Source organism: Sphingopyxis sp., from assembly GCF_050725655.1.
Lineage (GTDB): Bacteria > Pseudomonadota > Alphaproteobacteria > Sphingomonadales > Sphingomonadaceae > Sphingopyxis.
Genome location: NZ_JBOHHT010000107.1, coordinates 1 through 25,169, shown reverse-complemented (window position 1 = coordinate 25,169; position 25,169 = coordinate 1). Strand labels below are relative to the sequence as shown.

Here is a 25,169-nt window from a genome sequence, read left to right as displayed (position 1 = left end):
TGCGTAAACTAGCGAACCGGACGTAGATTTGGGGGCAGAAGAGGAGCCAAAAGGATGAGCGAACTGGACGCTTTCCGCGCCGAGGTGCGGGACTGGCTGGAGGCGAATTGCCCCGCCGAAATGCGCGAGCCCGTGCGTGACGAAGGGGACGTCTGCTGGGGCGGCCGCAACTGGGTGTTCAAGAACGACGCCCAGAAAGCGTGGCTCGAAGCCTGCGTCGCCAAAGGCTACACCGTCCCCGACTGGCCCAAGCCCTATGGCGGCGCCGGGCTGACCCCCGAGCAGACCAAGGTTTTCAAACAGGAAATGAAGCGCATCCATGCGCGTTCGCCGCTCGACAGCTTCGGTATCTGGATGCTCGGCCCCGCGCTGCTGCAATTCGGCACCGAAGAGCAGAAGGTCCACTATCTCAATCCGATCGCGCGCGGCGAAATCCGCTGGTGCCAGGGCTATTCGGAACCCGGATCGGGCAGCGACCTCGTGAGCTTGCAGACCTTCGGCGACGAAGTTTCTGATCCAGTGGGGGGCGACCATTGGGTCGTCAACGGCTCGAAAATCTGGACGAGCTACGCCGACAAGGCCGACTGGATCTTCTGCCTCGTCCGCACCGACAAGGCGAATAAATATCAGGGCATCACCTTCATGCTCTTCGACATGGCGAGCAAGGGTGTGACGACCAAGCCGATCCTCTTGATCAGCGGCAACTCGCCCTTCTGCGAAACCTTCTTCGACGATGTCGAAGTGCCGAAGACGCAGTTCATCGGCGAGGTCGGCCGCGGCTGGGACGTCGCCAAATATCTGCTCGGCCACGAACGCGAGATGATCTCGGGCGGCGGTGCAGGCGGCGACATGGTCAGCATCGGCGGGGCGTTCGCCAAAGCATTCGGCAAGAATGCGGCGGGCGAACTCGACGATCCGATCCTGCGCGCCGAAATGGCGGCGTTCGACGTCGACGTCTTTGCGTATCGCGCGATGGGCGAGCGTTTCATGGACATGTGGAAGACCGGCCGCGCGCATCCGGCGTCGTCGAACATGATGAAATATGTCGGGACCGAACTCAACAAGCGCCGCCACGAACTGGTGATGTCGGGCGGCGGCAGCGACGCGCTCGAATGGGACAGCGAAGAGACCAAGGGCGGCGCGCGCGCGCGCGGGTGGCTGCGCACCAAGGCCAATTCGATCGAAGGCGGGACGAGCGAAGTCATGCTCAACGTCATCGCCAAGCGGATTTTGGATTTGCCGGGGGGGTAACATCCACCCCTCCCGCTTGCGGGAGGGGCAGCGAGGCTTGCGAACTTGTTCGCTAGCCGCAGCGGGGTGGGCAAATGCGACGTCGCTGACCCACCCCTAACCCCTCCCGCAAGCGGGAGGGGAACTGGAGAAACAAAATGCCACTCTATCACAATGACGACCAGGCGATGCTCAAGGACAGCATCGCGCCGTTCGTGGCCGAACAAGCCCCCGTCTCGCACCTGCGCAAGCTGCGCGACAGCGCCGACGCCACCGGCTTCTCGCGCGATCTCTGGACGCAGTTCACCGAAATGGGCCTGCCCGGGATGCTCGTTCCCGAGGCGCATGGCGGGCTCGGCATGGGGCATATGGAGGCGGGCATCGTGCTCGAGGAAATCGGCCGCAACCTGACCCCGTCGCCCTTCCTGTCGACCAGCGTCGGCGCGGTTGCCGCGCTGGCAAAAGCGGGCGGGACGCAGGCGGGCCGCTGGCTCCCGGCGATCGCGTCGGGTGAGGCGATCGTCGCGCTCGCGATCGACGAAGGCGCCAAGCACCGCCCCGACCGCATCGCCACCACCGCGACGCGCGCCGGCAACGGCTTCCGCCTCGACGGCAAGAAGAGCTTCGTGCTCCACGGCCATGTCGCCGACATGAGCATCGTCGCGGCGAAGACCGACGGCGGCATCACGCTGTTCGCGGTGCCGAAGGACGCCAAGGGCGTCACCGCCGACCCGCGCCGCCTCGTCGATTCATCGCTTGCGAGCCATGTCACGTTGGATGGCGTCGAGGTCGATGCCGATGCGGTGATCGGCGAAGTCGATGCGGGCGGCGACATTCTCGACGCGCTCCTCGCTGCCACGCGCACCGGTGCCGCCGCCGAACTCGTCGGCGTCGGGCAGGGCGCGATGGACATGACCGTCGCCTACCTCAAGGAACGCAAGCAGTTCGGCAAGCTGATCGGCGAGTTCCAGGGCCTCCAGCACCGCGCCGCGCATCTCTACGGCGAAATGGAAGTCGCGCGCGCCACGGTGATGAAGGCGCAGCAATTGCTCGACGCCGAAAATCAGAGTGGGGGCAACGAGGGCGCAAGGCTGATGGTTTCGGTCGCGAAAGCGAAGGCCGGCCGCGCCGCCAACCTCGCGGTGCGCGAAGGCGTGCAGATGCACGGCGGCATCGGCATGACCGACGAATATGACATCGGCCTCTATATGAAACGCGACCGCGCGCTGGCGGAGTATATGGGCGACGTGCATTACCACATCGACCAGGTTGCCCGCATGAACGGCTACTGATTTCCTGGTCCCTCTCCCTCGGGAGAGGGCAGCGAGACTTGCCGGCTTGCTGGCTTAGTCGCAGCGGGTGGGGGCGATCGGCCTTGCTCTACGCTGCGAGCCCCCACCCCCACCCCTCCCCTGAAGGGGAGGGGCTTTAGAGGAGAAGACCCTATGAACCTTCAAGACATGTTCGGCCTCGACGGCCGCATCGCACTCGTCACCGGCGGCTCGCGCGGGATCGGCAAGATGATCGTCGAGGGCTATCTCGCCGCGGGCGCGGCGCGCGTCTATATCTCGGCGCGCAAGAGCGCGCAGATCGAGGAAGCCGTCGCCGATTTCGAAACGCGCTACCCCGGCAAGGTCATCGGCCTGCCGGTCGACCTGTCGACCGTCGAGGGTTGCCGCGCGCTCGCCAAGGAACTCGAAGCGCGCGAAGAGCGCCTCGACATCCTCGTCAACAATGCCGGCGCAGCGTGGGGCGAACCGTTCGAGGGCTTCCCCGAGGCGGGCTGGGACAAGGTGATGGACATCAACGTCAAATCGCCCTTTTTCCTGACGCAGGCGCTCCACGGGCTGCTCAAGGGCGGCGGCACCGCCGACCGCCCGGCGAAGGTGATCAACATCGGCTCGATCGACGGCCAGCGCCTCAACCCGTGGGAAACCTACAGCTATCACGCGTCGAAGGCCGCGATTCTCTACCTGACCAAGCGGCTCGCGGCGCGGCTGGTGCAGGATCATATCCTCGTCACCGCGATCGCGCCGGGCGCTTTCCAGTCGGACATGAACAAGGCGGCGCGCGACCATGGCGACGCGGTCGCGCAGAGCATCCCGGTCAAACGCATCGGCGTGCCCGAGGATATGGCTGGCGCCGCGATTTTCCTCGCGTCGAAGGCGGGCGACTATGTCGTCGGCGACACGATCACCGTCGATGGCGGGCTGGTGCATGGCGATGTGCGGACCAGCATCGACGCGTAGGCTATTCGTCATGCCGGGCTTGACCCGGCACCCGCCTTTCTTGCCTTCAAAAAGGCAGGCCCCGGATCAAGTCCGGGGTGACGGGATGGCTTGATTGACTTACCCATCTCGCAAGTGTATTATATAACTAATGCACCAAGGAGATAGTCGATGCGTCTCGCGTTCCTCATTCCCCCGATGATGCTCCTCGCCGCCTGCGGGTCGGAGGAGAAAAGGACCGGCGAAGGCACCGAAGTTTCGATCAACGCCGGCGACGAGCATGGCGGCGTCCAGATCAAGACCGGCAAGGACGGCGGCAATATCAAGATCGGCGGCGACGGCGCCGCGATCGACATCGACATCCCCGATTTCGTCGACCTGAACATCGAAGACGATTTCGATATCGACGGGGTGAAGCTCTATCCGGGCAGCAAGGTCACCAAGGTCGACGTCGACGCGAACGACAAGAGCGGCGCCGACAAGGCAGTGGTCAAACTCGGCTTCACCTCGCCCGCCGCCCCGACCAAGGCCGCCGACTGGATGGCGGGCGAATTCGCCAAGAAGGGCGTCAAGGTCACACGCAGCGGCGACACGCTCGCGGGCAAGGACAAGGACGGCGCCGATTTCCGGATCAACTTCACCCCCGACGGCGCGAATGCGAAGGGCGAAGTGGTGATCACGAAGGTCTGAGGTCGGACCTTATTCCCTCCCCCTTGATGGGGGGGGTAGCGAGACTTGCCAGCTTGCTGGCTAGTCGCAGCGGTGGGGGTGCGCTCTCGGGCCGCGACGGCAGTGCGTGAACGCACCATCACCCCCATCCAACTTCGCCTAATCGCTTCGCGATAAGGCTGCATATCCTTCCCCCATCAAGGGGGAAGGGGGTTTGATCTACCCGCTATTCCGCAGCGCCGTCGCGATCGCGTTGATCGTCAGCTGGATGCCCTCGGCGATGCGCGGGTCGGTCTCGCCCGCACGGTGGCGCTTCATCAGCTCGATCTGGAGCAGGTTGAGCGGCTCGATATAGGGCAGCCGCAGCCGGATCGATGCCTCGAGCGCGGGGTTCTTCTCGAGCAATCGCGTCTGCCCGGTGATGTCGAGCAATCCGTCATGCGCGCGGTTCCACCCGTCGCGGATGCGGCCAAAAATTGCGTCATGCCCGTCGATTCCCGCCGCCAGCTCGGCATAGCGCGCCGCGATCCCCATGTCGGATTTCGCGAGCACCATCTCCATATTGCCGAGCAGCGCCGCGAAAAAGGGCCAGCCCGCCGCCATGTCGGCGAGCAGCGCCTTGTCGTCGAACCCCGCAAAGCCCTCACCGGTGCCGTACCAGCCGGGCAGCATCGCGCGCGACTGCGCCCAGCTGAACACCCACGGGATCGCGCGCAAATCCTCGATCGCGCTCGACTTGGTGCGGCTCGACGGCCGCGACCCGATCTTCAGCGTCGCGATTTCGGCGATCGGGGTCATCGCGCGGAAGAAATCCTTGAACGCCGGCGTGTCATAAACGAGCCCGCGATAGGCGGCGAAGGCGCCGTCCGACAGCTGGTCCATCGCCGCGGTAAAGCGCGCCGCATCCTTGTGGCTCAGCGCCTCGGGCTCGAGGCTCGCGAGCAGGCTCGCCGACACCATCGCCTCGAGGTTCGTCGCCGCGCCGTCCGCCGTACCATATTTGGCGGCGATCACCTCGCCCTGTTCGGTGATGCGGATGCGCCCCTGCACGGTGCCTGCGGGCTGTGCGCGGATCGCGGCAAAGGCGCTGCCGCCGCCGCGCCCGACCGCGCCGCCGCGGCCGTGGAACAATTGCATCGCGGTATCGGCGTCCTCGAACACCGGGGTCAGCGCCTGCGACGCCTGATGCAATCCCCAGGTCGAGGTCAGATACCCGCCGTCCTTGTTCGAATCCGAATAGCCGATCATCACCTCCTGATGCCCGCGCTGGCCGATCTGCGGACCGATTTCGGGCATCGCGAAATAACGCGCCATGATCGCGGGGGCGCGGCCCAAGTCGGCGATCGTCTCGAACAACGGAACGACCATCAGGTTCGACCGGCCCGCTTCGCCGCCGCTCCGCCACAGCCCGGCTTCGCGTGCGAGGACATGGACTTCGAGCAGGTCGGACAGATCCTGCGCCATGCTGATGATCCACTGGCAGATCGCGTCGTTGCCGAGCCGCGCGCGAACATCGGCGGCGGCATGAACGATCGCGAGTTCGCCCGCGGTCTCGTCGCTCCACTGGTGCCACGGCGCGGCGAGCGGCCGGTCGCTCGCCAGCTCGGCGGTGAGCAGCGCGACGCGCGCCTCTTCGTCGAGCGCGCGATAGTCGGCACACACGCCCGATACCGACAGCAGCTCGGCGAGTACGCGCTCATGCACCGCGCTGTTCTGCCGCATATCGAGCGTCGCGAGGTGAAATCCGAACACTTCCACGGCGCGGATCAGCCGCCCCAATGCACCGATGCCGATGAACTGGCCGCCGCCGCTCGCCGACAGGCCGGCGGCGATGGTGACAAGATCGCGGCGGAAGTCGGTGGGTGTCACATAGGGTTTGCCCGCCAGCGCCGACGGCCGCGGCGGCGCGCGCCCGACGATCTCGGCATAGGTCGCGCACAGCCGCGCATAAATGCCCGACAGCGCCCGGCGATAGGGTTCGTCGCGGCGGCTCGGCGCCGCATCGCCGCTCGCCTCGGCCAGCGCTTCGACGGCGTCGGGGACGGCGGCGAGGCTCGCCGACACCGACAACTCGGCGCCGAGGTGGTGCACCGCGTCGATATAATGGCCGAGCACCGCCGCGGCGTTGCGCGCGGTCGCCTGCTGCATCGTCTCGGCGGTGACGAAGGGATTGCCGTCGCGGTCGCCGCCGATCCAGCTGCCGACGCGCAGGAAGCTCGCGGGGCGCTGCCCCAGTTCGGCTTCCCAGCGCGCATAAAGCTTCGGCACCACCGGCAGGAAGACGTCGCGCAAATAGGTCAGCGCATTGTCGATCTCGTCGGCGACGAACAATTTTTCGGTGCGCAGCGGGCGCGTTTGCCACAGCAGCACGATCTGCCGCCGGATCGCCTCCTCGACGACATCGCCTTCGGGGGTCTCGTCGGCGCCCGCATCGCGCAGCAGCATCAGTTCGGCGATGCGGTTCTTGTGGTCGAGCACCGACTTGCGCCGCACCTCGGTCGGGTGCGCGGTCAGCACCGGCGCGACGAGCGACGCGCTCAGCATCGCCGCGATCGCATCGCCGTCGATCCCGTCCGCGCGCAGCTTTTCGATCGCCGCCGCGACCGTCGCCTCGGGCTCGGCGGCGACGCCCTGCCGGTCCTCGGCGAGGTTGGCGAGCATCGAAAACAGCATGAAACCGCGCACGAAGGCGATCGTGTCGTCGAGGCTCAGCGCATCGAGCCCCGGATCGATCGCCTCGGCCCCCGCGATGCCGCGGTGGCGGTCGACGCTCGACGAGCGGATATATTCGGTCTGCCGGAACAATTTGTCGCCGCCATAGGCGCGGATGACGTCGCCAAGGATCCGCCCCAAATAGCGGATGTCGGGATTTTGCGAGATCTGGATAGGCGGGCCCATGCGCCGCTTGCTGCACCTGCGAAGAAGCAGGGTCAAGCGGCGCATAGCTATGCGCGTTACATCAGTGCGTCTTGATCAGGGTCAGCATCCCCATATCGACTGTCCGCCGGCCGTCGAACGCAACAGAGTTGCGCGTATCGGTGATGAACATCAGCTTTCCCGATGCGTCGGTGATGCGCGCCGATACCGCATAGCTGTGGCGCGGGTCGAGCTGGCGCTGGTCGACCGTGAGCGTAAAGCCAAAGGGCACCTGGCGGCCGTCGGCGGTGAAGCTTTGCTGCGCGATCGTCTTCGACGGCGCGTCCATCAGGCTGACATCGCTCAACGTGACCTCGACCTGCGCGGTCGGCGGCAGCGCCATGCGCTCGCGATAGGTGATGCTGCCGGTTACCGACACGGGCTTTTCGGCGGGCGGGACCGTCGCGCAGGCGGCGAGCAGCGGTGCGGTGACCATGCCGACGGCGAGCAAGCGAGCAATGCGAACCATGATGTTTCTCCTTTTTTCAATGGTGGGCGGCGCGCTAGCCCCATCCCGGTGAACCCATGCTGTCCGACCCGTTGTGCGCTTGTCAGCCTTCCAGTTCGACATCCCAATAGAGCCAGTCGATCCAGCTCGTATGCAGATAGCCGGGCGGGAACGCCCGCCCATTGTCCTGCAGTTGCCAGCTCGTCGGGCGCCACGGCTGGCGATAGATCGGCATGCGCGCCTGTTGCGGGGTGCGACCGCCTTTCTTGAGGTTGCACGGCGCACAGGCGGTCGCGACATTCTCCCACGTCGTCCGCCCGCCCAGTCGGCGCGGCACGACATGATCGAAGGTCAGATCCTTGTCCGACCCACAATATTGGCACGAAAAACGGTCGCGCAGGAACAGGTTGAAGCGCGTGAACGCCGGGTGCTGCGACGGTTTTACATATTGGCGGAGCGCGATCACACTCGGGATCGACATCGTCCGCGTCGGCGAATGGATTTCGCGTTCGTAATTTTCGACGATGGTGACGCGGTCGAGGAAAACCGCCTTGACCGCCGTTTGCCAGGGCCACAGGCTCAGGGGATAATAGCTGAGCGGCGTATAATCGGCATTCAGGACAAGGGCGGGACAATTATCGGGATGCCGGGCGAGATCGGGATGGAACATGGCTTTAGGACGCTGCCCCCATATTTGCGCGGGTTGGCGCGCCACTGCCTTCCCCAAGTGACATGCGTATTACATGACGCATCAGAATCTGACGTCAAGGGGGCTTTTATCGCAAGATATGGAAGGGTTCATGCGAAGGCGGCACAGTATATGGAAATTTTACCAGCCTTATGCTGACCCGCTTCGCCCCCAGCCCGACCGGTGAACTCCACCTTGGCCATGCGTATAGCGCGGTGCTCGCGCACGACGCGGCGCGCAACGCGGGCGGGCGGTTCCTGATCCGCATCGACGATATAGACGGCAGCCGCTCGCGCGAGGAGTATGTCGGCGCGTCGCTCGCCGACCTCGCCTGGCTCGGGATCGACTGGGATGGCGATCCGGTGCGCCAGTCGCCGCGGCTCGGCGACTATGCCGCCGCGCTCGACAATCTGCGCGCGCGCGGCCTCGTCTATCCCTGCTTCTGCACGCGCGCCGACATCGCCGCCAGCCTGTCGGCGCCGCATGGGCCATCGGGCGCGATCTACCCCGGCACCTGTCGGGGCCTGCCGGATGCGGAGCGCGAGCGCCGCATGACCCACGAGCCGCATTGCTGGCGCCTTGATATAGCGCGCGCCGCGGCGGAAGCAGGCGAACTCACATGGGAAGAGGCGGGGCAGGGGCTACGCACCGCCGATCCGCTCGCGCACGGCGATATCGTCCTCGCGCGCAAGGACGCGCCCGCGAGTTATCACCTCGCAAGCACGCTCGACGACGCCGCGATGGGCGTGACGCACGTCATCCGCGGTGCCGACCTCATCGCCTCGACCGACGTCCACCGGTTGCTCCAGGCGCTGCTCGATCTGCCGACCCCGCGCTATCGCCACCATGCGCTCGTATGCGGCCCCGATGGCAAAAGGCTGGCGAAACGCGATGCCGCGGCATCGCTCGCGTCGCTTCGCGCCGCCGGAATCGACGGGCGCGCGCTCGCCGCCGATTTGGCCGCCGGGCGGCTTCCCGCTGGCTATTCGCTGCAAAATCCCTAGATAGGGTGCATGGAAATCCTGCTCATCCTTGGCGTCGTGATTGCCGCCGGCTTCGTCCTCTTCTCGCTCGCGCGGGGGCTCTTCTATTTCTCGCAAGGCCACCGTGCCCAGATGGACGGCACCACGCACGAGAATCAGGTGATGCAGAACAAAATGATGATGTCGCGCGTGAAGTGGCAGGCGATCACGATCATCCTGCTCGTGCTGATCGGCCTCTTCGCCGCAGGCAAATAGGCCGGCGCATATGGTCAAGCTCAACAAGATCTACACACGCACCGGCGACGACGGCACCACCGGGCTTGTCGACGGCTCGCGCGTCGCCAAATCGGACGCGCTGATGGCGGCGATCGGCGACGTCGACGAAGCGAACAGCTGGGTCGGCATCGCCGCTGCGGCGCTCGACCCGGCAAGCGACGAAGCCGCGATGCTCGCGCGAATCCAGAACGAGATGTTCGACCTCGGCGCCGATCTCGCGACCCCGCCCGACGTCCAGTTCGGTTTCGGCCCGCACGACATGGCGCTGCGCATCGTCCCCAGCCAGATCGCGCGGCTCGAGGACGAGATCGACGGCATGAACGACACGCTGGATGCGCTCAAAAGCTTCATCCTGCCGGGCGGCACCGAAGCCGCGGCACGGCTGCACCTTGCGCGCGCGGTGACGCGCCGCGCCGAACGCGCCGCCGTCGCGGCGGGCGCGACGCGCGACCTCAATCCGATTGCGCTGAACTATCTCAACCGTCTTTCGGACCATCTCTTCGTGCTTACCCGGCACCTGAATGCCGTGGCGGGCGGCGATATTCTCTGGAAACCCGGCGCGACGCGCTGAGAAAAATATCCTCCCTGCCGCGAAGCGGTGGGGAGGGGGACCCGCGCGGGCAGCGCGTGGTGGAGGGGCCGCGTCACCGCCCCTCCGTCAGCGCTTCGCGCTGCCACCTCCCCATCGCTGCGCGACGGGGAGGATGACCTTGTTCCCTAAATGTTCTAGACTTTCGCGCGCGCCGTAACCATAATCGGGTTCGATACGAAACCGAATCGCACCTCCGGGGATTGTCTCACCATGGCCAGCCGCACCGACGCTTCGCCGACGACCGACACGATGGAGCAGCTTGCACAACGCTTCGCCGCAACCCGCCGCCTGTCGCTCGCTCTCGTGGCGACCCTCTCCGATGCCGACGCGAGCGCGCAGTCGATGCCCGATGCCTCGCCCGCCAAATGGCATCTCGCGCACACGACCTGGTTCTTCGAAACCTTTGTCCTTCGCGATCATGTCGCGGGCTATCGGCTCCATGACGAACGCTATCCCTACCTTTTCAACAGCTATTATGAGGCCGAAGGGCCGCGCCACGCGCGCCCGCATCGCGGCCTGCTCACCCGCCCGTCGCTCGACGAAATCTGCATCTGGCGCGCGCATGTCGATGCCGCGGTCCAGACCGCGTTGCCCGACCTCCCGGCGAGCGCGCTGACGCTTGTCGGCCTCGGCATCCATCACGAGCAACAGCATCAGGAATTGCTGCTCACCGACCTCAAGCATCTTTTCGCGCAAAATCCGCTCGGTCCGGCGGTCTGGGAAAAGCAAATCGCGAGTGAAGTTACGCAGTTTTCCGCGATGAAATGGATCAAGGGTGCGGACGGTGTGGCCGCGGTCGGGCATGACGGCACCGGCTTCGCCTTCGACTGCGAAGGCCCGCGCCACGATGCGCTGCTGACCGCGCACGCGCTCGCCAGCCGCCCGGTCAGCAATGGCGAATGGCAGGAATTCATCGCCGACGGCGGCTATCATACCCCCTCGCTCTGGCTCAGCGACGGCTGGGCATGGGTGCGGGCCGAGGACATCGAGGCGCCGGCCTATTGGCAGGAAAGCCAACACTTCACCCTGTCGGGCTGGCAGGATGTCGACCCCGCCGCGCCGGTGACGCACATCAGCTTCTTCGAGGCCGACGCCTTCGCGAGCTGGGCGGGCGCGCGCCTCCCGACCGAGCAGGAATGGGAAGCCGCGGCGGCCGCGTTCGATCCGCACGGCGGACAGCAGCTCGATACCGTCGGACCGGTGCAACCCGCGCCCGCCGACGATGACACCGGTCTTGGGCAGATGTTCGGCTGCGTGTGGGAATGGACCGGCAGCGCCTATCGCCCCTATCCCGGCTTTCGCGCCGCGCCCGGCGCGGTCGGCGAATATAATGGCAAGTTCATGAGCGGCCAGTTCGTGCTGCGCGGCGGCAGCTGCGCGACCCCGCGCGGCCATTTGCGTGCTTCCTACCGCAATTTCTTCTACCCCCATCAGCGCTGGCAATTCACCGGCGTGCGGCTCGCAAAGGATCTTTGACCATGGGTGTCGTTCGTAGTCTCCGCCAGGTCGATGCCGATGCCGCGGGCGTTGATATCGCCTTTCGCGCCGACGTCCATGCTGGCCTCAGCCAGCAGCCAAAGGCAATACCCGCTCGCTGGTTCTACGACGCGACCGGCTCGGCGCTGTTCGAGGATGTGACCGCACTCCCCGAATATTATCCGACGCGCAGCGAAACCGACATGCTCACCCGCCATTCCGCCGACATTGCCGCGGCGATCGGCCCGGGCCGCGCCGTCGTCGAACTCGGCTCGGGCAGTTCGACGAAGACACCGTTATTGCTCGATGCGATCGCACCCGCCGCCTATGTGCCGGTCGATATTTCGGGCGATTTCCTGCGCGGCAGCGCCGAGGCGCTCGCCATACGCTTTCCGGGGTTGCCCATTTATCCGGTCGAGGCCGACTTCACCCAGCGGGTGGCCATGCCCGACGAGATCGCCGACCTGCCCAAACTCGGCTTTTTCCCCGGCAGCACGATCGGCAATATGGTCGCGCGCACCGCGATCGACCTTTTGCGCAACTGGCGCTGCGCGCTCGGCGAAGCGTCGCTCCTTCTCATCGGTATCGACCGGATCAAGGATGTGGCAACGCTCGAGCTTGCCTATGACGATCCGGCGGGGGTGACGGCGGCGTTCAACCTCAACCTGCTCGAGCGGATCAACCGTGAGCTTGGCGGCGACATTCCGGTCGAGAATTTCGCGCATCGCGCGATCTGGGACGATGTCCACGCGCGGATCGAAATGCATCTCGTCGCCGCGTGCGACATGGACTTCACCGTCGATGGGCGCGCTTATCACATGGCGGTGGGCGAAACGATCCACAGCGAGAACAGCCACAAATATGGCCTGCGCGATGCAAACCTGCTTTTGCGCGCGAGCGGCTGGACGCCGATTGCGACGTGGGACGACGCCGATCCCGCCTTCGCCCTGATCCTCGCCGAAGCGACGGCCTTTCGCTCGGCCCCCTAATACGCCGGACTCCGCGCGCTCTTGACGCGGGGGGCCGAAGCCGTAGGGGCACAGGCACGGTTTTCAGCGAAAAGGGCAGCATATGATCGTCGGCGTTATCGGTGCGGGACAAATGGGCGCGGGCATTGCGCAGGTGTCGGCGGGCGCCGGGCACGATGTGTTGCTGTCCGATATCGACCTCGCGCGCGCCGAAGCGGGCAAGGCGGGCATCGCCAAAGCGCTCGGCCGGCTCGTCGCCAAGGAGAAGATGACGCAGGAGGATGCCGACGCGCTGCTCGGACGCATCACGCCAGTCGCCGACCATAGCGCCTTCGCGCCTGCGGACCTCGTCATCGAGGCAGCGACCGAGCGCGAGGAGATCAAGCGCACGATCTTCGCCAGCGTCGGTCCGCATCTGTCGGCGACCGCGATCCTTGCGAGCAATACCAGCTCGATCCCGATCACGCGGCTGGCGCAGGCGGCGCCCGACCCGGCGCGCTTCATCGGCGTCCATTTCTTCAACCCGGTGCCGGTGATGGGCCTGATCGAACTGATCCGCGGGCTCGCCACCAGCGACGACACGCTGGCGAAGGTCGAGGCTTTTGGCCGCGGGCTCGGCAAGGAAATCGTCCACGCGAACGACGCGCCGGGTTTCATCGTCAACCGCGTGCTGATGCCGATGATCAACGAAGCGGTGTTCGCTTTGGGCGAAGGCGTCGCGACGATGCAGGACATCGACGCCGGCTGCCGCCTCGGCCTCAACCATCCGATGGGCCCGATCACGCTCGCCGATTTCATCGGGCTCGACACCTGCCTCGAAATCATCCGCGTGCTCCACAGCGGCACCGGCGATCCGAAATTCCGCCCGGCGCCCTTGCTCGTCCAATATGTCGACGCCGGCTGGGTCGGGAAAAAGGCGGGGCGCGGATTTTACGACTGGACCGGACCGGAGCCCGTTCCGACACGATGAGCGGATACGACGCCCGGACCCTTGCATTTTACGCGGCGGAAGCGCCGGTTTACACCGCGTCGGGCAAACTTGGCGTGTCGCGCCATCTCGATCGTTTTCTCGACCGACTGCCGGCCGGAGCGGACATACTCGAACTGGGGTGCGGCGGCGTGACGCGGCGCACATGATCGCGCGCGGCTTTGCGGTCGATCCGACCGACGGGGTTGCCGAGATTGCGGCGAAAGCGGAAGCACAGCTAGGTCGGCCGGCTCGCGTAATGCGTTTTGGCGAACTCGACGCCGCCGGCCGCTACGACGCCATCTGGGCGTCGGCCAGCTTGCTCCACGTGCCACGCCGCGATCTTCCGGGCGTGATTACGCGTATCCATCGCGCGCTCAAGCCCGGTGGTTACCATTTCGCAAGCTACAAGAGCGGCAAGGCCGAGGGACGCGATCGTTTCGGACGCTATTTCAACTACCTCGCTTGTGCAGAACTCGAATCCATCTATGGCGAAACCGCCATCTGGGATGTACTTGATGTCTCCGAAGGTATCGGCGGCGGCCACGATGGTGCGCAGGGGCCGTGGGTTCAAATCACCCTGCGTCGTCCACTATAAACGGGACCGATGGAGCCGGAAGGCATCCGATGCGTTGGGTATGTGGAAGCAGGGGATGATATGATCATGCGTAACAAGACCTTATTCGCACTTGCCGCTTTCCTTGTTGCCGGAGCCTTGCCCGTTCAGGCGCAACAGGGTTCGCCCGAAGAATCAACGATCAAGGATACCGCCAATTCGGTCGCCGAGCCCTTCGACGGCAAGGAAGTTCCGCCAAAGCTGCTGGCGATTCAGGGCAGCCCCTATTCGCTGGCGGGTCTCGGAAAGTGCGCCGCAATCGCCAAGGAAGTGAGCGAACTCAACGAGGTGCTGGGCGCCGACATCAACGAACAGGTCGACAAGGACCGCGCCAAGAAGCGCGAAGAGACCGCCGGCCGCGTCGCTGGCACGGTAGCGGGGGGGATTATTCCGTTTCGGGGGCTGATTGGCGAGGTTACTGGCGCCAATGCCGAGCGGCGGCGTTATGCGCTGGCGGTTTATGCCGGGACGGTGCGCCGCGGTTTCCTGAAAGGCGTCGGGCTGGAGCGCGGCTGCAGGGCGCCTGCGCGGCCCTGAAAATCGGCTTGAAAAAGGGGCGGGCAGATGCAGGTCGACAATATTCGTGCCTTCACCATCGACGTGCCGCAAGCGGCGCTCGACGATCTGAAGGAGCGACTGGCGCGCACGCGCTGGCCCGAAAAGGAAACGGCGGGCGACTGGGATCAGGGCACCCCGCTTGCCTATGCGCAGGAACTCGCGGCCTATTGGCGCGACGAATATGACTGGCGCCCGGTCGAAGCGCGGCTCAACGCGCTACCCAATTACCTCGCGACGATCGGCGGGCTCGACATCCATTTCCTGCATATCCGATCGGCCAATCCAACCGCGCGGCCGCTGATCCTGACGCATGGCTGGCCGGGGTCGGTGCTCGAGTTTCTTGAGGTGATCGAGCCGCTTGCGGCCGACTATCACCTCGTGATCGCGTCGCTTCCCGGCTACGGCTTTTCGGGCAAGCCCGCCGAGGCCAAATGGAGCGTCGAGCATATCGGCGCGGCGTGGGACGCGCTGATGCAGGCGCTCGGCTATGATCGCTATTTTGCACAAGGCGGCGACTGGGGCAGCGCGGTGACCTGTGCGATCGGGATGAACCATGCCGATCATTGCGCGGGAATTCACGTCAACATGGTGGTCGGCGCGCCGCCGCCCGACCTGATGACCGACCTCACCGACAGCGAGAAACTCTATCTCGCGCGCTTCGGCTGGTATCAGGCAAAGGACAGCGGCTATTCGACCCAGCAGGCGACGCGGCCGCAAACGATCGGCTATGGCCTCACCGATTCCCCGGTCGGGCAAATGGCGTGGATCGTCGAAAAATGCCACGGCTGGACCGATTGCGGGCATCGACCCGGCGGCCAGTCGATCGGCGGCCATCCCGAAAACGCGCTATCGAAGGATATGATGCTCGACACCGTCAGCCTCTACTGGCTGACCGCGAGTGCGGCTTCGTCGGCGCGGCTTTATTGGCACAGCTTCCGCAATTTTTCGGCAGGGGAAATCCTTGTGCCGACGGGATGCAGCCTGTTTCCGGGCGAGATCATGCGCCTGTCGCAGCGCTGGGCCGAGCGGCGGTACAAGAATATCGTCTATTGGAACGAACTCGATCGCGGCGGGCATTTCGCCGCGTGGGAACAGCCCGAATTATTCGCCGGCGAAGTCCGCGCGGCGCTGGCGCAAATGACATTATAGTCAGGCCGCCGACGGCGCCGGCGGCCTTTCAGCTTACATCGGCGTATAGACGACGCGGCAGCTTTCGGGCGCCGAGCGAAGCGCGGTGTTCCACGTCACGTCGTTGCCCTGCCGGTGCAGTCGCGCACCGCTCTTGTTTTCGTAAATCTGGCCGCTGTTCGCCGGGGTCGATTTGAGCACCATCGAGCGCATGCCGTTGACGCGGACGATGGCGGTGCTGCCGACATAGTCGACCTTCAGCTTCGTGCCGCCGCTGCAGTCATAGCTTGTCCCGGTATTGCGCGGCACCGACGAACAGGCCGCGAGTGCGAGGATCGCGGCGCCCGCCGCGACAAGAGTCGTCGTCTTCATATCCTGTCTCCCCCTCAATAGCCCGAACGCACGCACAGCACGTCGGCGAGGTAGACCCGCCCGCTGATCGTTTCCATATGCTCGCGCGCCGACCCGTTCCAGCCGATCGAACGGCACCAGGTGTCGGCGGTCTGCGCCGCGCAATTGGCGGTCGCCGATCCGCGGGCGCAGGCGAGAACGCGATAGTTGCGCTCGGCCGGCTGGGTATGGAATTCGGCGAAATTGCCGCGTGCGACCTGATCGTTTGCGGGCGGTTGCCCGCCACCGCCACCACCGCCGCCGACCGGGCGGATCGACTGAATGGTGAGGCCGCGCAGGACATTGTTCAGCATCGGCGTGTCGCGGTCGACCGTCCGGCAATTGCCGCGATAACGTGTTTTTTCGCACAGTTCCCAGCGTCCGTTCGGAACGCGGATCGAATTGACTGGCCAGGCGAGGCCGAGGTTGGGCTTTTCCTCACCGATGAACACCGCGGGGCCGCGATAGCCGGCGTCGCGATAGATCGTCGCCTCGGGCGGGCGATCGGGGCGGTAGCGTTCGGTCTCGGCCGTCTGGGCATGGGAGGTGGCGAGGAAGCCCGCCCCTATCGACGCCGCAGCCGCGACAAGGATCGACAAACGATAAGCGGTTTTCATGGCAACCTCCCAATTGGCGAACGTAACCCGGAGTTCGTTATATTGCGCAGAATTTACGCTATTAGGCGGCAGCTTGCAAATTATCCCCAACCGGCCGGCATCAATACTTGCCGGTGTCGTGATGAGGTCAGGGCGCCTTGACGGGCGTCGCAGCCGGGGCCGTCGCGACATCGGGCGCCGGTGCTGCGACGGGTTGGGCGGGCGGGACGGGAGGGGCGGCCAATGGCGGCGCGATTCCGAGCATCAGACCCGCGAGTGCCGCCGACATCAGGTTCGACAGGCTGCCCGCGAGCAGCGCCTTCAGTCCGAGCTTGGCGATCATCGGGCGCTGGTTCGGCGCGAGCCCGCCGGTCACCGCCATCTGGATCGCGATCGAGCTGAAATTGGCGAAACCGCAGAGCGCAAAGGTCGCTATCGCGACCGCTGCAGCGGACATATCGCCCTGCGCCTTGCCGAGGTCGATGAAGGCGACGAATTCGTTGAGCACGACCTTGCTGCCGAACAATCCGCCGACCACTGCGCTTTCTTCCCACGGCACGCCCATCAGCCACATGACGGGGCGGAAGATCGTGCCGATGACCGCCTGGAACGACAGGCCGTCGATGTCGAACCAGCCGCCGATGCCTGCAAGCAGGCCGTTGGCGAGCGCGACGAGCGCGACGAAGGCCATCACCATCGCGCCGACCGCGACCGCGAGCCTGACGCCGGTCTGTGCGCCCTGCGCTGCCGCCATGATGATGTTGGCGGGCTTTTCCTCGTCATGGCTCGCCTCGGGCATCACGACGGGTTCGATACCGATGTCCTTGGGGTCGTCGGGCATCATGATCTTCGCCATCAAGATGCCGCCGGGCGCCGACATGAAGCTGGCCGCGAGCAGATAGGGGAGGAGGTGCGGGCCGATCATTCCGGCATAGGCACCGAGAATGGTGCCCGCGACGCCAGCCATGCCGACCGTCATCACGGTGAACAGCTGCGGCGGGGTCAGTCCGGCGAGATAGGGGCGGATGACGAGCGGCGATTCGGACTGGCCGACAAAGATGTTCGCCGCGGCGCCGAGGCTTTCGACCTTGGTGATGCCAGTGACCTTCTGGATCGCGCCGCCGACCCATTTGATGATCAGCTGCATGATCCCGAGATAATAAAGCACCGAGATCAGCGAGGCGAAGAAGATGATCACGGGCAGCGCGCCGATTGCGAACACCGCCTTGCCATAAGGTGCCTGCGTCAGCACGTCGCCGAAGAGGAACCGGGTGCCCTCGTCGGCATAGCTCAAGAGGTTCGACACGCCGTTCGACATCGCCTGGATCACCGCGCGGCCCCACGGGGTGCCGATGACGAGCACGGCGAAGCCGGCCTGGAGCAGGAAGGCGGGGATGACGATGCGCAGGCGAATCCAGCGACGGTTCGACGAAAAAAGCACGGCAATCGCAAGCAATGCGACGATGCCGAGCAAACCGATCAGGCGTTCCATAATGGTGATGCGTCCCCCGCAAGTTTAATGGGTCTGTCTAACGGGCTTTGGCGCCGGGGCAAGAGCCGCGCGCCGAGCCGTGTTTCTCGGACTTTCCAGCACCGGCAAAAGCGATTAAGCGGCCTCGATGGAAAATAGCTCTTCGCGCGTGATCGCGCCTTCGTTGCTGCTGTTCGCGATCCTCTACGGCGGCATGGTTCCGCTCGGCGGTTTCCTGGGGGCAAAGCAGGTCGCGATTGGCCCGCTGGCGGTCGAGGCCGGGATTTTCCCCTTTTTGACGCTGATCGCGATTTCGAGCGGCATCGCCGAACTGCATGGGCGTGTCGTGGCCGACAGGCTGGTGCGGCTGGGCTTCATTCCGCTGATCCTCGCGATCACCCTGACGGTGTTCGTGCTGCAGCTGCCGACCGACGAGGGCATGTACGAGCCCGCCAAGGAGGCTTTCCCGATCATCGTCGGACAGGGCTGGCGCATGATGGCGGCCGGGATCCTCGCTTATGGCGTGTCGGTCAGCCTCAACGTCTGGCTCTTTGCGCGGATGACCGCGAACAACGGCCGCCTGCTGCCGCTGCGCGGTTTTGTCGCCGCGGCGCTTAGCCAGATCATCGATACGCTGATCTTCATCACGGTCAGCTTCTATGGGGTCCGCCCGATCGGCGACCTGATGCTCGGCCAGATGATCGCCAAGGTCGTGTTGTCGGCGGTGATGGTGCCGCTGCTGGTGATGGCGGTGGTTGCGCTGGGCCGCCACCTCGATGCGAAGAACGCCGGATGATGTCGATGACCGATCCTTCGAAAATGCCCGATCTGCTCGCCAAGGCCGAAACGCTCGTCGAGGCGCTGCCCTATTTGCAGCGTTATGCGGGCGAGACCTTCGTGATCAAATATGGCGGCCATGCGATGGGCGATGCCGAGGCGCAGCGCGACTTCGCCGAGGATGTCGTGCTGCTCAAGGCGGTCGGCATCAATCCCGTGGTCGTCCATGGCGGCGGGCCGCAGATCGGCGCGATGCTGAAACAGCTCGGCATCGAATCGACCTTCGTCGGGGGGCTTCGCGTCACCGACGCCGCAACCGCCGAGGTCGCCGAAATGGTGCTGGCGGGCAAGATCAACAAGGAAATCGTCAGCTGGCTCGCGGCGCTCGGCGGCCGCGCTGTCGGCATTTCGGGCAAGGACGCGAACCTCGTGCTCGCCGAAAAGGTCAGCCGTACCGAGCCCGACCCCAATTCGGGGATCGAGCGGCACGTCGACCTGGGCTTCGTCGGCGAACCGGTGGCGGTCGACCCGACGATCCTCGTCAATCTGACGAAGGATAATTTCATTCCGATCGTCGCGCCCGTGGCGCTCGGCGCCGACGGCGCGACGTACAATATCAACGCCGACACGATGGCGGGCGCTATTGCTGGAGCGCTCGGCGCAAAACGCTTCTTCCTGCTCACCGACGTTGCCGGGGTGCTCGACAAATCGGGCGCGCTGCTCACCGATCTCGACCGCCCGGCGATCGATGCGCTGAAGGCCGACGGCACGATCACCGGCGGCATGATTCCCAAGGTCGAAACCTGCGTCGCCGCGGTCGATGCCGGGGTCGAGGCCGCGGTCATCCTCGACGGGCGTATCCCGCACGCGATGCTGCTCGAAATTTTCACCGCGAGGGGTGCGGGGACGCTCATTCACCGCTAAGAGACGCGGCAAGACCCTTTATCGGAGAAATCGCCTTGCTTCTCATGCTCCTCCAGATCGTTCACATCATCCTGACGGTCCTGTGGTGGTTCATCATCGCGCAGGCGGTGATGTCGTGGCTGATCGCGTTCAACGTCATCAACACCCACAACCAGTTCGTCGGCCAGCTGTGGTCGGTGCTCGACCGGATTACCGAGCCGCTTTACCGCCCCTTCCGCCGCATCATGCCCGACTTTGGCGGGCTCGACCTGACCCCGATGCTGGTGCTGATCATCATCATCATTCTCGACGGGCCGGTGCTGAGCTATCTCGGGCGGCTTGCCTACGCCAACGGGATGGCGTGATGGCCGCTGCGCAGGTGATCGACGGCAAGGCTTTTGCCGACGGCCTGCGGGCGCGGATTGCCGATGCGGTTCCTGCTTTCAAGGCCGCGACCGCGCGCGCCCCCGGCCTTGCGGTCGTGCTCGTCGGTGACGATCCCGCGAGCGCGGTCTATGTCGGGTCGAAAGGCAAGGCGACGGTCGCCGCCGGGATGGCAAGCTTCGAGCACCGTCTGCCCGCGACCACCTCGCAGGCCGAGGTCGAGTCCTTGCTGCGCCAGCTCAACGCCGACGAAGCGGTCGACGGCATCCTCCTGCAATTGCCGCTGCCGGGCCATCTCGACGAGCAAGCGGCCGTTGCAACGATCGATTCCGACAAGGATGTCGACGGGCTGACCCCGGTCAGCGCCGGGCGGCTTGCGCTCGGCATCCCCGGCATGGTGCCATGCACCCCCTATGGCTGCCTGCTGCTGCTCCAGGACCGGCTCGGCGACCTCAGCGGCAAGGACGCGATCGTCGTCGGCCGCTCGATCCTTGTCGGCAAGCCGATGGCGCAATTGTTGCTTGGCGCCAATTGCACCGTGACCATGGCGCACAGCCGGACGAAGGATTTGCCGGGTCTCGTTCGCCGCGCCGACATCGTCGTCGCCGCGGTCGGCCGCGCCGAAATGGTCAAGGGCGACTGGATCAAGCCTGGTGCGGTGGTGATCGACGTCGGTATCAACCGACTGCCGCCCGCCGATGGCGCATCGAAGGGGCGGCTGGTCGGTGACGTCGATTATGCCGAAGCGGCCGCGATCGCCGGCGCGATCACGCCAGTGCCGGGCGGGGTCGGGCCGATGACCATCGCGTGCCTGCTGCGCAACACGCTCGTCGCCGCGCACCGCCGCGCGGGTCTTGCCGATCCGGAGGGTTTTTGATGCGTCATATGCTGATCACCGCCGCCTTCGCTTTGCCGCTGCTGGCGGGTTGCGCCGGCGATCCCGACGATATTCGCAACCGGCCACTCGGGCCGAACCCCAGCGCCTTCATCGCCGCGGAGATCGGCTTTGCCCGGTTGGCGCAGGAAAAGGGTCAGTGGACGGCGTTTCGTGAAACCGCCGCGCCCGAAGCGGTCATGTTCGTGCCGCAGCGCGTCAAGGCGCGCGACTGGCTGAAATCGCAGAAAGACCCCGCCGAAGCGGTGAAGTGGCAACCGCATGCGGTTTATGTGAGCTGCGACGGCAATGTCGGTGCGACGACGGGCGCATGGCAGAAGGGTCCAACCAACGGCTTTTTCACCACTGTGTGGCTGCGCGATCCCCGCAGCGGAAAGATCAACTGGATCCTCGACCATGGCGACGGCCTGACCAGCCCACGCGAAGCCCCCGAATTCATCGCATCGAAGCAGGCGGTCTGCGGTTCGCGCCCCGCCGTCCCGATCGAGGCTGGCGGAGAGGGTGAGGATATGGCGGTCGGGCTGTCCCCCGACCAGACGTTGAGCTGGACCTCGACGGTGCGCGCCGACAAATCGCGCCGCGTCACGATCCGGCTTTGGGACGGCAAGGAGATGGCGAGCGTCATCGACGACCGGGTCGCGGCGCCGAAGCAGCCATGATCGACCTTTTCATCTCGGCCTTCGTCACGCTGTTCGTGGTCATCGATCCGCCCGGCTGCGCGCCGATCTATGCCAGCCTGACGACGGGAGCGAGCGCGCAGCAGCGCCGCTCGATGGCGATCCGCGCGACGGTCATCGCCGGGCTGATCCTCGTCTTTTTCGCGATGTTCGGCGAGCAGTTGCTCGGCTTTCTCCATATCGACCTCGACAGTTTCCGCATCGCGGGCGGCATCATGCTGTTCATCATCGCGATCGACATGGTGTTCGAAAAACGCACCGAACGCCGCGAACAGCGCGCCGAGAAGGTGATGGCGACCCCCGAGATCGAGGATGTGTCGGTGTTTCCGATGGCGATGCCGATGCTCGCCGGGCCGGGCTCGATCGCCTCGGTGATGCTGCTCGTGTCGCAGAACAACGGGCTCGACCGTGCCTTTGTGATCTTTGGCGCGTTGCTGCTCGTGCTGCTGCTGACGCTGGCCGCGCTGCTCTCGGCGGGGCCGCTGATGCGGCTGATCGGCAACAAGGGCGAGGCGGTGATCACCCGCTTGCTCGGCGTGCTGCTCGCGGCACTCGCGGCGCAGTTCGTCATCGACGGGCTGAAGGCGAGCTTCCCGTCGCTGTCATAGGAAAAGGGCGCTGCCCACAAGCAACGCCCTTCCTGTCCACGGGAATGGACGAGCTTATTTCGCCGCGTTGACGTCGGCCTGCGTGACCGGCGCGATGCGGATTTCGACGCGGCGGTTGCACTGATAATCGGCCTCGCCGCGTTCGGGCGAGCATTTGAGCTGCGATTCGCCGTAGCCGAGTGTTGCCATGCGCGCGCGCTGGATACCGCGGCCGCCCAGATAGTCGGCAACCGATGCCGCGCGGCGTTCGGACAGGCCCTGGTTATAGGTGTCGCTGCCGGTTGAATCGGTGTGGCCATAGACGTCGATATAGGTGCTCGGATATTCGGCCAGCGTCGATGCGACGCTGTCGAGCGCGCTGCGGAACTGCGACTTCACCATCGCGCTGTTGTAATCGAAGGTCACGTCGCCGGGCATGTTGAGCACCAGCTGGTCGCCCTGGCGTTCGACGTCGATGCCTGTGCCCGCGGTGCGTTCGCGCAGCTTCTTTTCCTGCTGGTCCATATAATAGCCGGCGCCCGCGCCAGCGACCGCGCCGATGCCCGCGCCGACGATTTCCTCGGTCCGGCTGTTGCGGCCGCCGATCAGGTCGCCGAGCAGATAACCGCCGAGCGCGCCGCCGACGCCGCCGATCGCGGCCTTCGATATCTTCCTTTCACCGGTCACCGGATCGGTGACGCAGCCGGTCAGCGCAATCGCGCCGATGCTGGTCAAAATGGTGAGCTTGATCATCCTGGTCTTCATCTTTTCGCTCCCTTTATCCGGCGGATGCTTCTGGTCCTTCGCATCCGTCCTTCCTTGCCGATAACATATGGCTGGCGATCTGGTTCCAGAATTTGACTGAATGGCGGCTGAGCCGCGCGTTCAGGCGCGTGCCATTGTGCATCACCGCGACTTTCGCTTATAGGGCGGGCATGACCGATCCTTATAGGGGCAAGGCGCCGGTGCGCCCGCAGCATATCCCATGACCCCCTTTCCCTGGTCCGACGTGGCGATCATCGCCGTCCTGATCCTGCTCAACGGCGTTTTCGCGCTTTCCGAACTGGCCATCGTATCGGCACGCGGGCCGCGTTTGCAGGCGGCGGAAAAGCGCGGCAGCCGCGGCGCCGCCATCGCGCGTCAGCTCGCCGCCGATCCGGGGCGCTTCCTGTCGACGGTACAGGTCGGCATCACGTTGATCGGCATTCTCGCCGGTGCCTATTCGGGCGCCAGCCTTGGCGGACCGGTCGGCGAACGGCTGCAGGCGATGTTCGGCCTCGACGACGAAAATGCGAAGGCCGCGGGATTTGCCGTTGTCATTGCCGTGACCACCTATTTCTCGCTGATCGCGGGCGAGCTGGTGCCCAAACAGTTTGCGCTGCGCGCGCCCGAGCCGATCGCCATTTTCATGGCGCTGCCGATGCTGTGGCTGTCGAAAATCGGCGCGCCGCTCGTCTGGTTGCTCGACGCGAGTTCGGCGCTGGTGTTTCGCATATTGGGGCTCAATCGCGAATCCGAAGACCGGGTGACCGCCGAGGAGCTGCACCTGATCGTCGCCGAGGCTTCCAAATCGGGGGTGATCGAGGAAAGCGAACGCGCGATCATCTCGGGCGTCGTGCGCCTCGCCGACCGCCCGGTGCGCGAGGTGATGACGCCGCGCATCGATGTCGACTGGATCGACATCGCGTCGGACGCCGACACGGTACGCGCCAAGCTGCTCGCAACCCCGCACACGCGCATCCCTGTCGCGCGCGGGTCGGTCGACGACATCGTCGGCGTCGTCCAGGCGCGCGATATCGCGGCGGCGCTGTTCCGCGGCGAAACGCTCGATATCGAGCGGCTGACCCGGTCGGCGAAGGTCATTCATGACCAGATCGACGCGATGGACGCGCTCGAAGCTTTGCGCGTCGCCGATGTACCGATGCTGTTCGTCCACGACGAATATGGCCATTTCGAAGGGCTGGTGACCCCCGCCGACCTGCTCGCCGCGATCGCCGGCGAATTCGCGTCGGACCAGGACATCGGGAGCGAGCCCTTCGTCGTCGAACGCGACGACGGCAGCCTGCTGATCGCGGGCTCGATGCCCGCCGACCAGATGGCCGAACGGCTGGGGATCGAACTCGGCGACGACCGCGACTATGCGACCGCCGCGGGCCATGCGCTCGCGATCCTCAAACGACTGCCCAAGGAAGGCGAACGTTTCACCGACAAGGGCTGGCGTTTCGAGATCGTCGACATGGACGGCCGCAAGATCGACAAGCTGCTCGTGAGCGAAGTCCGCAAGCCGAAAGATGATTCGGACGGCGAATAGGTCGTTCGCGTCGCGTAACTTTATTCCAAAGGTCACGAAGGTCGCGCTACGTCCCGGTATAATGATACCTGTCGCAATAGCGGCGGCGCTATTCGGGCGCGAGACGGCGGATCGGGGGCGACGTGAAAACATGGACCGAAAGGCCATGGCGCGCCGATAATGTAGGACAGCGGTTATTTGTGCCGCCCGATGACGGCTTTGGGGTGGGAAGCGGACGTCCCTTCTTCGTCATCCCGGACTTGATCCGGGATCCATTCGCGTGGCATCAGTTTGATGGACCCCGGATCAAGTCCGGGGTGACGAAGAAGGGAAAGGTCCTCCCTGTCGCGCAGCGATGGGGTGGTGGCAGCGCGCAGCGCTGACGGAGGGGCTTTGGCGCACCGTTGTCGCCCCTCCACCACGCCCTGCGGGCGCGGTCCCCCTCCCCATGCCTGC

28 protein-coding genes are annotated in these 25,169 nt (G+C 65.3%); 21 read left to right on the top strand and 7 right to left on the bottom strand.

Annotation, left to right across the window (positions count from 1 at the left end; all coding sequences use genetic code 11):
* Positions 1–54: 54 nt before the first annotated feature.
* From ACREBX_RS16185 to ACREBX_RS16170, 4 genes are all read left to right on the top strand, one after another.
* Positions 55–1,251, top strand: a complete 1,197-nt coding sequence (locus tag ACREBX_RS16185; RefSeq protein WP_431562765.1) for an acyl-CoA dehydrogenase family protein — start codon at positions 55–57, stop codon at positions 1,249–1,251.
* A 137-nt stretch (positions 1,252–1,388) separates the two neighbouring features.
* On the top strand, positions 1,389–2,522 hold the full coding sequence (locus ACREBX_RS16180; protein ID WP_431562764.1) for an acyl-CoA dehydrogenase family protein: 1,134 nt from the start codon (positions 1,389–1,391) through the stop codon (positions 2,520–2,522).
* A 153-nt stretch (positions 2,523–2,675) separates the two neighbouring features.
* Positions 2,676–3,479 carry an SDR family oxidoreductase gene (locus ACREBX_RS16175; RefSeq protein ID WP_431562763.1) on the top strand — a complete coding sequence of 268 codons (804 nt, stop codon included), beginning with the start codon at positions 2,676–2,678 and terminating at the stop codon, positions 3,477–3,479.
* Between the two features lie 150 nt (positions 3,480–3,629).
* Positions 3,630–4,148 (top strand): hypothetical protein, encoded by a 519-nt coding sequence (locus tag ACREBX_RS16170; RefSeq protein ID WP_431562762.1) that lies wholly within the window; start codon positions 3,630–3,632, stop codon positions 4,146–4,148.
* Between the two features lie 198 nt (positions 4,149–4,346).
* Here ACREBX_RS16170 and ppc read toward each other — a convergent pair whose 3' ends face one another.
* The 3 genes from ppc to ACREBX_RS16155 all read right to left on the bottom strand — a co-directional run bounded on the left by ppc (position 4,347) and on the right by ACREBX_RS16155 (position 8,161).
* On the bottom strand, positions 4,347–7,025 hold the full coding sequence (gene ppc / locus ACREBX_RS16165) for a phosphoenolpyruvate carboxylase (protein WP_431562761.1): 2,679 nt from the start codon (positions 7,023–7,025) through the stop codon (positions 4,347–4,349).
* A 61-nt stretch (positions 7,026–7,086) separates the two neighbouring features.
* Positions 7,087–7,512, bottom strand: coding sequence for a YbaY family lipoprotein (locus ACREBX_RS16160; RefSeq protein WP_431562760.1), 426 nt, complete (start codon positions 7,510–7,512; stop codon positions 7,087–7,089).
* An 82-nt stretch (positions 7,513–7,594) separates the two neighbouring features.
* Positions 7,595–8,161: an HNH endonuclease gene (locus ACREBX_RS16155; protein WP_431562759.1), complete on the bottom strand. Its 567-nt coding sequence runs from the start codon at positions 8,159–8,161 to the stop codon at positions 7,595–7,597.
* Positions 8,162–8,331: 170 nt separating this feature from the next.
* Between ACREBX_RS16155 and gluQRS the strand changes: the two genes are divergently transcribed.
* The 10 genes from gluQRS to ACREBX_RS16105 all read left to right on the top strand — a co-directional run bounded on the left by gluQRS (position 8,332) and on the right by ACREBX_RS16105 (position 15,764).
* A complete protein-coding gene (gene gluQRS / locus ACREBX_RS16150; protein ID WP_431562758.1) occupies positions 8,332–9,183 on the top strand; it encodes a tRNA glutamyl-Q(34) synthetase GluQRS in 852 nt (283 codons plus the stop codon).
* A gap of 9 nt (positions 9,184–9,192) precedes the next feature.
* On the top strand, positions 9,193–9,417 hold the full coding sequence (locus ACREBX_RS16145; protein ID WP_431562757.1) for an HIG1 domain-containing protein: 225 nt from the start codon (positions 9,193–9,195) through the stop codon (positions 9,415–9,417).
* Positions 9,418–9,427: 10 nt separating this feature from the next.
* Positions 9,428–10,009: a cob(I)yrinic acid a,c-diamide adenosyltransferase gene (locus ACREBX_RS16140; protein ID WP_431562756.1), complete on the top strand. Its 582-nt coding sequence runs from the start codon at positions 9,428–9,430 to the stop codon at positions 10,007–10,009.
* A gap of 231 nt (positions 10,010–10,240) precedes the next feature.
* Positions 10,241–11,506, top strand: coding sequence for an ergothioneine biosynthesis protein EgtB (gene egtB, locus ACREBX_RS16135; RefSeq protein WP_431562755.1), 1,266 nt, complete (start codon positions 10,241–10,243; stop codon positions 11,504–11,506).
* A 2-nt stretch (positions 11,507–11,508) separates the two neighbouring features.
* Complete coding sequence (egtD, locus tag ACREBX_RS16130; RefSeq protein WP_431562754.1) at positions 11,509–12,495, top strand: L-histidine N(alpha)-methyltransferase; 987 nt, start codon at positions 11,509–11,511, stop codon at positions 12,493–12,495.
* A gap of 82 nt (positions 12,496–12,577) precedes the next feature.
* A complete protein-coding gene (locus ACREBX_RS16125) occupies positions 12,578–13,444 on the top strand; it encodes a 3-hydroxyacyl-CoA dehydrogenase NAD-binding domain-containing protein (RefSeq protein ID WP_431562753.1) in 867 nt (288 codons plus the stop codon).
* Positions 13,441–13,611: a hypothetical protein gene (locus ACREBX_RS16120; protein WP_431562752.1), complete on the top strand. Its 171-nt coding sequence runs from the start codon at positions 13,441–13,443 to the stop codon at positions 13,609–13,611. The genes ACREBX_RS16125 and ACREBX_RS16120 overlap by 4 nt, the downstream gene beginning before the upstream one ends.
* Positions 13,608–14,039, top strand: coding sequence for a class I SAM-dependent methyltransferase (locus ACREBX_RS16115; RefSeq protein ID WP_431562751.1), 432 nt, complete (start codon positions 13,608–13,610; stop codon positions 14,037–14,039). The genes ACREBX_RS16120 and ACREBX_RS16115 overlap by 4 nt, the downstream gene beginning before the upstream one ends.
* 60 nt (positions 14,040–14,099) lie before the next feature.
* Entirely contained in the window at positions 14,100–14,594 is a 495-nt protein-coding gene (locus ACREBX_RS16110; protein ID WP_431562750.1) for a hypothetical protein, read from the top strand.
* A 27-nt stretch (positions 14,595–14,621) separates the two neighbouring features.
* Positions 14,622–15,764 carry an epoxide hydrolase family protein gene (locus tag ACREBX_RS16105; protein WP_431562749.1) on the top strand — a complete coding sequence of 381 codons (1,143 nt, stop codon included), beginning with the start codon at positions 14,622–14,624 and terminating at the stop codon, positions 15,762–15,764.
* A gap of 33 nt (positions 15,765–15,797) precedes the next feature.
* On the opposite strand, the gene ACREBX_RS16100 is transcribed toward ACREBX_RS16105, so the two are convergent.
* The 3 genes from ACREBX_RS16100 to ACREBX_RS16090 form a co-directional block, all read right to left on the bottom strand.
* Entirely contained in the window at positions 15,798–16,115 is a 318-nt protein-coding gene (locus ACREBX_RS16100) for an MliC family protein (RefSeq protein ID WP_431562748.1), read from the bottom strand.
* Positions 16,116–16,129: 14 nt separating this feature from the next.
* The gene (locus tag ACREBX_RS16095) at positions 16,130–16,750 is read right to left on the bottom strand and encodes a beta/gamma crystallin-related protein (protein ID WP_431562747.1); all 621 of its coding nucleotides are present in this window, start codon (positions 16,748–16,750) and stop codon (positions 16,130–16,132) included.
* Positions 16,751–16,877: 127 nt separating this feature from the next.
* On the bottom strand, positions 16,878–18,221 hold the full coding sequence (locus tag ACREBX_RS16090; RefSeq protein ID WP_431562746.1) for a NupC/NupG family nucleoside CNT transporter: 1,344 nt from the start codon (positions 18,219–18,221) through the stop codon (positions 16,878–16,880).
* Positions 18,222–18,348: 127 nt separating this feature from the next.
* On the opposite strand from ACREBX_RS16090, the gene ACREBX_RS16085 reads away from it, so the two are divergent.
* Genes ACREBX_RS16085 through ACREBX_RS16060 form a run of 6 tightly spaced genes read left to right on the top strand, consistent with a single transcriptional unit; the run spans position 18,349 to position 22,444 of the window.
* Positions 18,349–18,996 (top strand): queuosine precursor transporter, encoded by a 648-nt coding sequence (locus tag ACREBX_RS16085; RefSeq protein ID WP_431562745.1) that lies wholly within the window; start codon positions 18,349–18,351, stop codon positions 18,994–18,996.
* Complete coding sequence (gene argB / locus ACREBX_RS16080; protein WP_431562744.1) at positions 18,993–19,901, top strand: acetylglutamate kinase; 909 nt, start codon at positions 18,993–18,995, stop codon at positions 19,899–19,901. Before ACREBX_RS16085 ends, argB begins: the two co-directional genes overlap by 4 nt.
* 44 nt (positions 19,902–19,945) lie before the next feature.
* The gene (locus ACREBX_RS16075) at positions 19,946–20,245 is read left to right on the top strand and encodes a YggT family protein (protein WP_431562778.1); all 300 of its coding nucleotides are present in this window, start codon (positions 19,946–19,948) and stop codon (positions 20,243–20,245) included.
* Entirely contained in the window at positions 20,245–21,141 is an 897-nt protein-coding gene (gene folD / locus ACREBX_RS16070) for a bifunctional methylenetetrahydrofolate dehydrogenase/methenyltetrahydrofolate cyclohydrolase FolD (RefSeq protein WP_431562743.1), read from the top strand. The genes ACREBX_RS16075 and folD overlap by 1 nt, the downstream gene beginning before the upstream one ends.
* Entirely contained in the window at positions 21,141–21,818 is a 678-nt protein-coding gene (locus tag ACREBX_RS16065; RefSeq protein WP_431562742.1) for a hypothetical protein, read from the top strand. Before folD ends, ACREBX_RS16065 begins: the two co-directional genes overlap by 1 nt.
* Positions 21,815–22,444 (top strand): MarC family protein, encoded by a 630-nt coding sequence (locus tag ACREBX_RS16060; protein ID WP_431562741.1) that lies wholly within the window; start codon positions 21,815–21,817, stop codon positions 22,442–22,444. Before ACREBX_RS16065 ends, ACREBX_RS16060 begins: the two co-directional genes overlap by 4 nt.
* 54 nt (positions 22,445–22,498) lie before the next feature.
* On the opposite strand, the gene ACREBX_RS16055 is transcribed toward ACREBX_RS16060, so the two are convergent.
* Positions 22,499–23,188 (bottom strand): OmpA family protein, encoded by a 690-nt coding sequence (locus tag ACREBX_RS16055; protein WP_431562740.1) that lies wholly within the window; start codon positions 23,186–23,188, stop codon positions 22,499–22,501.
* 220 nt (positions 23,189–23,408) lie between these two features.
* Here ACREBX_RS16055 and ACREBX_RS16050 point away from each other — a divergent pair, with 220 nt between their 5' ends.
* On the top strand, positions 23,409–24,734 hold the full coding sequence (locus tag ACREBX_RS16050) for a hemolysin family protein (protein ID WP_431562739.1): 1,326 nt from the start codon (positions 23,409–23,411) through the stop codon (positions 24,732–24,734).
* Positions 24,735–25,169 lie beyond the last annotated feature (435 nt).